General features: G+C 71.4%; 8 protein-coding genes and 1 tRNA gene. 3 read left to right on the forward strand and 6 right to left on the reverse strand.

The window, feature by feature from the left end; translation table 11 throughout:
- From A9W96_RS07350 to selD, 5 genes are all read right to left on the reverse strand, one after another.
- The coding region (locus tag A9W96_RS07350; RefSeq protein WP_231999623.1) for a TIGR03557 family F420-dependent LLM class oxidoreductase at window positions 1–626 on the reverse strand (626 nt) is incomplete at its 3' end.
- A 72-nt stretch (window positions 627–698) separates the two neighbouring features.
- On the reverse strand, window positions 699–1,784 hold the full coding sequence (nrfD, locus tag A9W96_RS07355; protein WP_067138684.1) for an NrfD/PsrC family molybdoenzyme membrane anchor subunit: 1,086 nt from the start codon (window positions 1,782–1,784) through the stop codon (window positions 699–701).
- A complete protein-coding gene (locus A9W96_RS07360; RefSeq protein WP_067019574.1) occupies window positions 1,781–2,764 on the reverse strand; it encodes a 4Fe-4S dicluster domain-containing protein in 984 nt (327 codons plus the stop codon). Before A9W96_RS07360 ends, nrfD begins: the two co-directional genes overlap by 4 nt.
- Complete coding sequence (gene fdh / locus A9W96_RS07365; RefSeq protein ID WP_156765146.1) at window positions 2,739–6,062, reverse strand: formate dehydrogenase; 3,324 nt, start codon at window positions 6,060–6,062, stop codon at window positions 2,739–2,741. Before fdh ends, A9W96_RS07360 begins: the two co-directional genes overlap by 26 nt.
- Before the next feature lie 27 nt (window positions 6,063–6,089).
- A complete protein-coding gene (selD, locus tag A9W96_RS07375; RefSeq protein ID WP_369830820.1) occupies window positions 6,090–7,091 on the reverse strand; it encodes a selenide, water dikinase SelD in 1,002 nt (333 codons plus the stop codon).
- Window positions 7,092–7,136: 45 nt separating this feature from the next.
- Between selD and A9W96_RS07380 the strand changes: the two genes are divergently transcribed.
- The 3 genes from A9W96_RS07380 to A9W96_RS07390 all read left to right on the forward strand — a co-directional run bounded on the left by A9W96_RS07380 (window position 7,137) and on the right by A9W96_RS07390 (window position 10,233).
- Window positions 7,137–7,231: transfer RNA gene (locus A9W96_RS07380), tRNA-Sec, on the forward strand.
- 18 nt (window positions 7,232–7,249) lie between these two features.
- Complete coding sequence (selA, locus tag A9W96_RS07385) at window positions 7,250–8,542, forward strand: L-seryl-tRNA(Sec) selenium transferase (protein ID WP_067138690.1); 1,293 nt, start codon at window positions 7,250–7,252, stop codon at window positions 8,540–8,542.
- The gene (locus A9W96_RS07390) at window positions 8,530–10,233 is read left to right on the forward strand and encodes a selenocysteine-specific translation elongation factor (protein ID WP_067138692.1); all 1,704 of its coding nucleotides are present in this window, start codon (window positions 8,530–8,532) and stop codon (window positions 10,231–10,233) included. Before selA ends, A9W96_RS07390 begins: the two co-directional genes overlap by 13 nt.
- 9 nt (window positions 10,234–10,242) lie before the next feature.
- Here the strand turns inward: A9W96_RS07390 and A9W96_RS07395 are convergent, their stop codons facing one another.
- Window positions 10,243–10,707 carry a GatB/YqeY domain-containing protein gene (locus A9W96_RS07395; protein ID WP_066866672.1) on the reverse strand — a complete coding sequence of 155 codons (465 nt, stop codon included), beginning with the start codon at window positions 10,705–10,707 and terminating at the stop codon, window positions 10,243–10,245.
- Window positions 10,708–10,971 lie beyond the last annotated feature (264 nt).

Consider the following 10,971-nt stretch of genomic DNA (forward strand, 5'->3'; position numbering starts at 1 on the left):
ACGCCGAACTCGTCAGGGAATGGCACTCCGCCCGCCAAGCCGCCAACCTCGCGGGCGGCGGACGGGTGGTCGGCCAGCTTGGCGAACTTGTCGACGCCCCGCGCACCCGCCATCGCCACCCCGATGCCGACCGGCACGTCGGGCACGTCCCACAGCCGGGCCGAGTCGACCTGGAAATAGTCGCCGGTGAAGTCCACCAGTTGCCCGCCGAACAGCTCCCGGATGATCTTGATCGCCTCGCGCAGCATGTCCTGCCGGCGCGTGACGGTCGGCCAGCCCTTGCCGACGACGTGTTCGTTGAGGTTTTCACCGCTGCCCAGGCCCAGGGTGAACCGGCCGTCGGACAGGATCTGCACGGTGGCCGCCTGCTGGGCGACGACGGCGGGGTGATAGCGCATCGTCGGGCACGTCACATAGGTGTAGAGGTCGACCCGCTCGGTGGCCTGTGCCACCGCACCCAGCACCGCCCAGGCGTTCGGCGCGTGTCCTTGCGTGGTGAGCCACGGCGAGAAGTGATCGCTGCACACGTGGAAGTCGAAGCCGCGCTCTTCGGCCGAAACCGCATATCGGACAAGGTCTTTGGGTCCACTCTGCTCGGTCATCAAAGTGTAGCCAAAATTCGTCATGCGTGACGGAGTACCCGACTACACAGAGCGCAAACGACGCCCTCGGTTACGACCCGCTGTGCGGCCGCGTCCTCAGCCCGCGGTGGTGATCGAGTCCCCGGTCACCCCGGCGGCCCGGCGCGCGGCGAGCCGGCGCTTCTGCGGCTCGATCGTGTAGCGAGGGTCGCCGGCCGATTCCTTGCCGGCCTCGAAGAAACCGAACCTCAGTGCGGCGGATGCCGTCAGCAACGCGAGGCCGGACAGGACCGCGACGCCGCGGCGCCGCCCGCCCAGCAGCGCGCCCAAACCGCCTGCGGCGGCGAGCCATTCGCTGGCCGTCAGGAGCCGTCCGGGCGTGCCGTGATGCAGCGGTTCCCTGGTCACCGGGTCCATCCGGCGCTCCATCACCCGAGTGCAGATCAGGTCGCCGACCGCGCCGATGACGGCGAGCTTGCGGGCGGGCCCGGCCTCGGCGACCCCGGTGGTGATCATCGCCAATCCCGAGGCGGCCAGGCTCGCTGAACTGACGAACACGAACGGCAGGTCCCGATACGCGGCGTTCCACGTCGGGGTCGCGGTGTCGGTGAGCAGCACCGCGGTGTAGACGGCGAGCGGCGCCGCGAACACCGCGGCTTCCAGTCCGGCCGGCCCCTCCACGGCGCGCAGCACGGGCCGCAACGGGCCCAACGGGATTCGCTCGCCGGTCATCCGGTCGACCTCGGCGGTAGAGGCAACGCCGATGCCGGCCGAGAACAGGCTGAGAATCCAGGAGCCGATGCTCATCGGCGAGGTCAGCTTGACCGTCCGCAGCATGTTGACGAAGCGCTCGGGCCGGCCCAGATCCTTAACCAGGGCGACCGCGCCCAGGGCGACCGCGATCAGCGCGGAGAGCCTGGTGTTGCGGCGCAACGCGTTTCGCCCGGTGAGCTGGGCACCGGCCGCCAGCAATCCGGAGCCGCCGGCGACGCCGCCCAGGAACAGGTAGGCCGCGACTTCGTGTCCCCACGGCGCGGGCTTGACCACCGGCCGCCCGTAATACGACGTGAACTCGGCGTCGGGGACCATCGGCATCTCGCGGGAGCCGTCCGCGCCGCCGCGCCGGCCCGCGCGCCTGCCTTTGCGCCGCTTGCCGCCCTGGGGCTCCGGCGGACGGAAGCTGTCGAATTCCGACGTGCTCATCGGCTCCTCCAAAACGCCAGCGCGGCCGCGCCGACCATGCCGGCCGCGGCCAGGCCGGCGCGCTTGAACATGGCCGGCAGATCGGCCGTGCAGACCCGCGGGTCGGGCGGCAGCCCGTACACCTCCGGCTCGTCGAGCAGCAGGAACACCGACCCGGTGCCGCCGACGCCGTCATTCTCGTTGGCGCCGTAAAGCCTTGCCTCCGTGCGCCCCTCGGCGTGCAGCTGGGCGACCCGCTCGCGCGCCTGGGCCACCAGCTCGTCGTGATCGCCGAACTTGATCGATGTCGTCGGGCAGGTCTGGGCGCACGCCGGGATCTGGTCCTCGACCAGGCGGTCGTAGCAGAGCGTGCACTTCTGGGCGACCCCGGTGACGAACTCCTCCTTCGGCCGGCCCGGGCGTTCCACCGGCGTCGCGTAGGTGCCGTCGCTGCGCCGTTCGACCACGCCGAACGGGCAGCCCGCCACGCAGGTGCCGCAGCCGTTGCAGACGTCGTGCTGCACCACCACCGTGCCGAACTCGGTGCGGAACAGCGCGCCCGTCGGGCAGACGTCCAGGCAGCCGGCGTGCGTGCAATGCTTGCACACGTCCGACGACATCAACCAGCGAAACTCCGGGGTGTGCAGCGGCTGCGAAACCGGTTCGGCAGCAGCGGTTTTCGCGGCGCCGGGCAAGGCGGGCATGCCGAGATCGATCAGGGCACGGCCGGATTCGCGGGCCTCTTCGATGCGCTCCCGGCCCTGCTCGATGAAGGCCACGTGCCGCCAGGTGCTGGCGCCCAGCGCGCCGGTATTGTCGTACGAGGACCCCAGCAGCTCGAGGTCGCCGTCGCGCGGGTTGCGGTTCCACTCCTTGCAGGCGACCTCGCAGGCCTTGCAGCCGATGCAGATCGAGGTGTCGGTGAAAAAACCCTTGCGCGGCTTGGCGTCCGGCCATCCGGCCGCCGCGGCCGGGTCAGTCGGCCCGGTCAGCTGACCCATCGGCTCCTCCTTCCCAGGCGGCGTCACTCACCCGTGTGTTGCCGGTTTCGGTGGTGACGCCCGAGCGTGACTGGTAGTCGGCGATCAGCCGCAACAAATCCTCGCCCTGCGGGCGGCGGCCCGGCCGGATGTCGCACGACCCGGCCTTGGACTCCTGGATCTGCACGTTGGGATCGAGCGTCACACCGAGCAGGTCGTTGGCCGCGTCCCCGCTGACCACCGCGTCGCTGCCGACTCCCCAGTGGTAGGGCAAGCCGATCTGGTGCACGGTGTGGCCGTTGATGATCAGCGGGCTCACCCGCTGGGTGACCAGCACCCGGGCTTCGATCGCGGCGCGGGGCGAGATTATGGTGGCCCACCCGTAGGGCTCGAGGCCGCGCTCGGCGGCCAGTTCCGGGGACACCTCGCAGAACATCTCCGGTTGCAGCTCGGAGAGGTAGGGCAGCCACCGGCTCATGCCGCCCGCGGTGTGATGCTCGGTGAGCCGGTAGGTGGTGAACACGTACGGGTAGACGTCGGCGCCCGGGTCACCGGCGCTGGGTGCGCTCAGATTGTCCTTGCGCGGGAACGTGATTCGCGCGGGATTGCGCTGCTGCGGATACAGCGCGTTGGTCACCGGTGACTCCTGCGGCTCGTAGTGCGTGGGCAACGGCCCGTCGACCACACCCTTCGGCGCGAACAGCCAGCCCTTGCCGTCGGCCTGCATGATGAACGGGTCGTCCCCGGCCAGCGCATCGGGTCCGCCGAGATCGGGGTCGGGCCGGCTGCCGGGAGCCCGGTCGGCCACGAAGTCCGGGACGTCGTAGCCGACCCAGCGGCCCTGCTCCTCGTCCCACCAGACGTAGCGCTTGCGCTCGCTCCACGGCTTGCCGTCCGGGTCGGCCGACGCGCGGTTGTAGAGCACCCGCCGGTCCGCGGGCCACGCCCAGCCCCATTCCGATTGGCTCGGCGACTCACCGCCGTGCGGCACCCGGCGCGCCGCCTGGTTGGTGGCGTTCGCGTAGACCCCGGTGTAGATCCAGCAGCCGGCGGCGGTCGACCCGTCGGCGCGCAGCTCGGTGTAGGACGTCAAAGGCCCGGAGCCGTCGACGCGATAGCCGTTGACCTCGGCCAGCACCGCTTCCCCGTCGGGCTCGCCGTGCTCGTCGGCGGGGTAGTCCCAGGTCAGGTCCAGCAGCGGCCGGTCGCGCTCGTCGGTCGACCCGGCCAGCCGTTGCCGGATCCGTTTGCCGAGCTCGTAGAAGAACTGCAGTTCGCTCTGGCACTGGCCCGGCGGCTCGACGGCCTTGTGCCGCCACTGCACCAGCCGCTGCGTCTGGGTGAAGGATCCGGCCTTTTCCACATGCGTCGCGGCGGGCAGGAAGAACACCTCGGTGTCGATCTCGGAGGTCGTGAGTTCGCCCGAGGCGATCTCGGGTCCGTCCTTCCACCAGGTGGCCGATTCGATGAGGTTGAGATCGCGGACCACCAGCCACTTGAGATGTGACATGCCCATCCGCTGCATGCGGCCGTGGGCCGAACCGACCGCGGGGTTCTGGCCGAGCAGGAAGTAGCCCTCGACCTCGTCGTCAAGCATCCCCATCACGGTCTGATAGGTGCCGTGCGGGCCGGACAACCGCGGCAGATAGTCATAGGCCCAGTCGTTGTCGGCGGTCGCCGCGTCCCCCCACCACGCCTTGAGCAGACTGACGGTGTAGGCATCGGCGTTGGCCCAGAAGCCTTTCTGCTTCTTGGATCCGACCGCGTCGAGGTAGTCGGGCAGGGTGTCGTGCATGCCCGCCTTGGGCATCGGCAGGTACCCGGGCAGCAGGTTGAACAGCGTCGGGATGTCGGTGGAGCCCTGGATGGTGGCGTGGCCGCGCAGCGCCATGATGCCGCTGCCCGGACGGCCGACGTTGCCCATCAGCAGCTGCAAAATCGTTGCGGTGCGGATGAATTGGGCACCGAGCGTGTGCTGGGTCCAGCCGACGGCGTAGGCGAAGCAGGTGGTGCGCTCGCGCCCGGAGTTCTCCACGATGGATTGGGCCAGGTAGTCGAAATCCTCGCGGCTGATACCGCAGACGTCTCTGACCATTTCCGGGGTGTAGCGGGCGTAGTGCCGCTTGAGGATCTGGAACACGGTCCGGGGGTGCTGCAGGGTTTCGTCGCGCTTCACGTTGGCGTGCGCCAGCGGCGGGCCGCCGCTGCCGTGCTCCTGTCCGGCTCCGCTTTCCGAGGCGGTGGTGCCGTGCGTGTGGCCCCCGCCCGGGGACTCGATCTGGCCGTTGCCCTGCTCGTCGTAGGCCCAGCTCGACGTGTCGTACTGGCCGGTCTCGGGATCGAAGCCGGAGAACAGGCCGCCGAGATCCTCGGTGTCCTTGAAATTCTCGTTGATGAGGGTGGCGGCGTTGGTGTAGGCGACGACGTACTCGGAGAACCACAGGTCGTTGGACAGGATGTGGTTGATCAGCGCGCCGAGCAGCACCACGTCCGAACCGGCGCGGATCGGGATGTGCCGGTCGGAGACCGCCGAGGTCCGGGTGAAGCGCGGGTCGACGTGGATCACCCGGGCACCGCGCGCCTTGGCCTCTTCCACCCACTGGAACCCGACCGGGTGGCACTCGGCCATGTTGGAGCCCTGGATGACAATGCAGTCGGCATTGGCCATGTCTTGCAGTGATTGGGTGGCGCCGCCGCGCCCGAAGGAGGCTCCCAGACCGGGAACCGTGGCGCTGTGTCAAATACGAGCTTGGTTCTCGATCTGAATGGCGCCCGCGGCGGTGAAGAGCTTCTTGATGAGGTAGTTCTCTTCGTTGTCCAGGGTGGCACCGCCGAGCGCGGCGATGCCCATGGTGCGGCGCAGCAGGTTGCCCTTCTTGTCGATGTCCTGCCAGCTGTTGCGCCGCGATTCCACGAAGCGGTCGGCGATCATGTCGATCGCGGTGTCGAGCTCCAGCGGTTGCCACTCGGTGGCCCGCGGCGGGCGGTAGAGGACCTGCAGCTGCCGGCCGGGCGAATTCACCAGCTGCTCGCTGGCAGAACCCTTGGGGCACAAGCGTCCCCGCGAGATCGGCGAATCGGGATCGCCCTCGATTTGGACCACCCGCTCGTCCTTGACGTACACCCGCTGCCCGCAGCCGACGGCGCAGTACGGGCACACGCTCTGCACGACGCGGTCGGCCGTGCTGGTGCGCGGCGCCATCGCGCGGGTCTGTTTGGAGGTCACCGCCGAGCCGCGGCCAAGCTTGTCCGTCGAGCGCAACTGGCGCAGGACGGGCCATTCCAGAAACACTTCGCGCAGAGCTTTTTTCGGGGCCATGTCCTAACCCTAGTGCGGTGGGCCCGATCAGCGCACCACGATGGTGTGCTCGCCGCGCGGTATCAGCTCGCCGATGACCGGCGCCCCGGGGATCTCTCCGGCGATCAGCAGCCCACCGGAGGTCTGCGCGTCGGCGAGCAGCAATGCGTCGTCCTCTCCCACGGCGGACAGGTCGACGTGCGGCGCCACCCAGTCGAGGTTTCGCCGGGTGCCGCCGGAGAGGTAGCCGGCCGCCAGCGCCGCCCGCGCGCCGTCCAGGTAGGGCACCGCCACCGAATCGATCACCGCCGTCACACCGCTGGCCCGCGCCAGCTTGTGCAGATGCCCGAGCAACCCGAAACCGGTGACGTCGGTGGCACATTGGACCCCGGCCGCCAGCGCCGCCGCGGCCGCGTCGGCGTTGAGCGTGGTCATCACGGCGACCGCCTCCTCGAAGCGCTCCCCGGTGGCCTTGTGCCGGTTGTTCAGCACGCCGACACCCAGCGGTTTGGTCAGCGACAGCGGAGTCCCGGGTTTGCCGGAGTCGTTGCGCAGCAAGCGGTTTGGGTCGGCGATCCCGGTGACCGCCAGCCCGTACTTTGGTTCGGGGTCATCGACGCTGTGCCCGCCGGCCAGGTGGCAGCCGGCCAGTGCGCACACTTCCAGCCCGCCGCGCAGCGTCTCGGCGGCCAACTCGAACGGCAGCACCTCGCGCGGCCAGCCCAGCAGATTCACCGCGACAACCGGGCGCCCGCCCATCGCGTAGACGTCGGACAGCGCGTTGGTGGCCGCGATGCGGCCCCAGTCGTAGGCGTCGTCGACCACCGGGGTGAAGAAGTCCGTGGTCGCGATCAACGCCGTGCCCTCTTGGATGCGCACCACCGCCGCGTCGTCGCCGTTGTCCAGGCCCACCAGCAGCTCCCCGAACGGGTCGCGCGGCGGGTTGGAACCCAGCCCGCGGACCACGTCCTCGAGCTCACCGGGCGGGATCTTGCAGGCGCAGCCGCCCCCGTGGGCGTATTGAGTCAATCGGTACGTCACGGCGTCCATGGTGCCCGCGCGCCGAAGGCTGCGACAATTGGCGCCATGGCTCAAGGAGGCGTGTCCGGTCTGGTGACCGGCGCGGTCTTCAAAACCGTCGAACGGCAGTCGCTGTCGTTGGCGGGTTCAATTCCCGTCCGCCTCCGCCATGTTCTTTCGGGTCCGCGATGACCGATCCGCGCCGACGGGTGCCCGGCACCGACACGCTGCTCGCCGATCCGCGGCTGGTTGCGGCGCAACGGGTGCTGGGCCGCGCGCTGGTGAAGTCGGTGATCGCCACGGCGCAGCGGCGGGCCCGCGCGGGCGAGATCGCACCCGAGCAGGTCGCCGAGCACGCGATCGCCGCGCTGCCCGCCACCGCCTCGAGCCTGCGGCCGGTCATCAACGCCACCGGCGTGGTGGTGCACACCAATCTGGGCCGCGCGCCGCTGTCGCGGGCCGCGCTGGACGCGGTGGTCGCCGCCGGCGGGGCCACCGACGTCGAGTTCGACCTGGCGACGGGCCGGCGCGCGCGCCGGGGCCGGGGCGCGCTGGCCGCGCTGGCGGGCGCGGTCCCGACCGCCGGCGGCGTGCACGTCGTCAACAACAACGCCGCCGCGCTGCTGTTGACCGCCATGACGCTGGCCCCCGGCAAGGAGATCGTGCTCAGCCGCGGCGAACTGGTGGAAATCGGTGACGGCTTCCGCATCCCCGAGCTGCTGGAATCCACCGGGTCGCGGCTGCGCGAGGTAGGCACCACCAACCGCACCAGCCTGCGCGACTACGCCGAGGCGCTGGGCCCGCAGACCGGTTTCGTGCTCAAGGTGCATCCGTCCAACTTCCACGTCACCGGGTTCACCTCGGCCGTGGACGTCGCGACGCTGGCGCCGGAACTGCGCAAGCTCGACGTGCCGCTGGTGGTCGACATCGGCTCGGGCCTGTTGTCGCCGCACCCGGTGCTGCCCGACGAGCCGGACGCGACGTCGATGCTGGCCGACGGCGCCGACCTGGTGACCGCGAGCGGGGACAAGCTGCTCGGCGGGCCGCAGGCCGGGTTGCTCTTCGGCCGCTCCGAGCTGATCGAGCGGATTCGCCGCCATCCCGCCGCGCGCGCCCTGCGGGTGGACAAGCTGACGCTGGCCGCGCTGGAAGCGACGCTGCTCGGGCCGCCCCCGCCGGTGGCCCAGGCGCTGGCCGCCGACGTCGACCGGCTGCGCGCAAGGGCCGAGGCGCTGGCCGCCGGGCTGGCAGGGGCGGCGGCGGTGGACTGCGTCGCGGCCGTCGGCGGTGGCGGGGCGCCCGGGGTCGAATTGCCCAGCGCCGCGGTCAGTTTGCCCGAGTCCTACGCCGCCGCGCTCCGGCTCGGCACCCCGCCCGTGGTGGGCCGCCTGGAGGGCGGCCGGTGTCTGCTCGACCTGCGCACGGTGGCACCCGAGGACGACGAGCTGCTGGCCGCGGCGGTACGGGCGTGTTCGTCTTAGCCACCGCCGGACACGTCGATCACGGCAAATCGACTCTGCTGCAACGGATTACCGGGATGTGGCCGGATCGCCTGGCCGAGGAGCAGCGCCGTGGCCTGACCATCGATCTGGGCTTCGCGTGGACCGAGCTGGACGGGCGCCAGCTCGCGTTCGTCGACGTGCCGGGCCACGAGCGGTTCGTGGCCAACATGCTGGCCGGCCTGGGGCCAGTCCCCTTGAACGGCGGAGTGGTGTTCGTCGTCGCGGCCACCGAGGGGTGGATGCCGCAGTCGGAGGAACATCTGGCGGCGCTGGACGCGCTCGGCGTCCGCCACGGGCTGCTGGTGATCAGCAAGGCCGACCTCGCCGATCCGGGCCCGGCCGTCACCCAGGCGTCCGAACGGCTTGCCGCCACCTCGCTCGCCGGTGCTCCCGTGGCTATCGGCACCGACCTGGGCCGGGTGCGCGCCGAACTGGTGGCGCTGACCGACCGGCTGCCCGCCCCGGACCCCGCGGCCGACGTGCGGCTGTGGGTGGACCGCAGCTTCACGGTCCGGGGTGCCGGGACGGTCGTCACCGGCACGCTGGCCGCCGGCACGGTGCGGGTGGGCGACGAACTCGAGCACGCCGGGCGCCGCGTCACCGTCCGCGGGCTGCAATCGTTGGGCCGCAACCATTCCGAGGTCGGCGCGGTGGCCCGGGTCGCGCTGAATCTGCGCGGCGTCGACCGGCACGACATCGGTCGCGGGGACACCGTGCGCACGCCGGGCGCCTGGCTGGACACCGCGGAGATCGACGTGGCCCTGCGATCGGCGGACTCGCTGGGCCGCCAGCTCATGCTCCATGTCGGGTCGGCGGCCGTGCCGGTGCAGGTTCGCCGGCTGGGGCCGGCCGCGGCGCGCCTGCGGCTGGCCAGGCCGCTGCCGTTGCGGGTGGGCGACATCGGGTTGCTCCGCGACCCCGGACAGCACCGGATCGCGGCGGGCATCGGGGTGCTCGACGTCCGCCCTCCCGCGCTGCGGCGGCGCGGCGCGGCGCGGGTTCGCGCCGCAGAACTGGCCACCGGCCAGGTCCGCGCCCCTGACGTCGCGCGCGCGGCCGACCTGCGCGCCATGGGTCTGCCGCCGCGCGGGCAGCGGGTGGGCGACTGGGTGGTGGACCCGCAGTGGTGGGCGGCGCGGCGCGAGGACGCCACCGCGGCGGTGCGGCGCTGGGTGGGCGAGCACGACATCGCGGCGGGCATGCCGCTCGAGACGTTGCGGCAGCAGGTCGGGTTGCCCGCCGCCGAATTGCTGCCGAAGTTGCTGGACGGCACGGGTCTCGAGGTGGCCGACGGGTTGGTCCGCCCGCCCGCGTCGGGCCTGCCGGCCCGCGTCGACAAGGCCGTGCGCACGGTCGAGGACTGGCTGGCCGCCGAGCCGTTCCGGGCGCCCGAGGCCGACGAGCTGGCCGAGCTGAACCTGGGTCCTCGCGAGCTGGCCGCGGCGGTGCGGGCCGGGCGGCTGACGCGGATCGCCGACGGGGTGGTGCTGGGGCCCGACGCGCTGGACCGGGCCGCCACCGTGCTGGCGGGCCTGCCCCAACCGTTCACCGTCAGCGAGGCGCGCCGGGCGCTGGGCACCACCCGGCGGGTGGCGGTGCCGCTGCTGGAACACCTCGACGCCCGGCGCGCGACGCGCCGCGGCGATGACGGAACCCGGGTGGTGCTCTGACCCGGTTGGCTACAGCCGCTCTTTGACAGCGGCCGAGAGGCGGGCGCCGTCGGCCTTGCCGGCGGCGATCGCGGTGGCGGCCTTCATCACCATGCCCATCTGCTTCATCCCGGGGCGTTCGCCGATCTCCTCGGCGACCTGCGCGATCGCGGTGTCCGCGACGTCGGCCACCTCGGCCTCGGTGAGCGGGGTGGGCAGGTACTCGTCGATGATCCGGCCCTCGGCGTGCTCGTTGGCGGCGAGCTCCCCGCGGCCGTTCTGGGTGTAGATCTCCGCGGATTCGCTCCGCTTGCGGGATTCCTTGGCCAGGACCTTGATGACCTCTTCGTCGGTGAGGTCTCTGGCCTCCTTACCGGAGACCTCCTCGGTCTGGATCGCGGCTAACAGCATGCGCAGGGTGGCCGTTCGCAACTTGTCCTGGGCCTTCATCGCCGCGGTCAAGTCCGACCGGATCCGGGATTTGAGTTCCGCCATGTCTGCGACGCTACGCGCCGGGTGGGGGGTCGACGTTGTGAAATGCCCCGGCCGCCGACAGGATGGAGCCCATGACGAACGACGCGCCCGGCTGTAAAGGCCGCGGGGTTCGGTGAGCGCGCCGCCGCCTGGTAATCCGGTTGGTCCGCCACCGGCATACGGCCCACCACCTCAATACGGTCCGCCGCCATACGGCCCGCCGCCGGGATACGGCCCGCCGACATACGGCCCGCCCGCGTATGGCCCGCCGCCCGGCTACCCGAT

This window comes from Mycobacterium sp. 1245852.3 (genome assembly GCF_001669335.1).
GTDB lineage: Bacteria > Actinomycetota > Actinomycetes > Mycobacteriales > Mycobacteriaceae > Mycobacterium > Mycobacterium europaeum_A.

Coding starts and splice junctions, on each gene's coding strand:
- A9W96_RS07360 (WP_067019574.1), bottom strand. CDS start 2,764: ATGGGTCAGCTGACCGGGCCGACTGACCCGGCCGCGGCGGCCGGATGG.
- selD (WP_369830820.1), bottom strand. CDS start 7,091: ATGGACGCCGTGACGTACCGATTGACTCAATACGCCCACGGGGGCGGC.
- nrfD (WP_067138684.1), bottom strand. CDS start 1,784: ATGAGCACGTCGGAATTCGACAGCTTCCGTCCGCCGGAGCCCCAGGGC.
- A9W96_RS07395 (WP_066866672.1), bottom strand. CDS start 10,707: ATGGCGGAACTCAAATCCCGGATCCGGTCGGACTTGACCGCGGCGATG.
- selA (WP_067138690.1), top strand. CDS start 7,250: ATGACCGATCCGCGCCGACGGGTGCCCGGCACCGACACGCTGCTCGCC.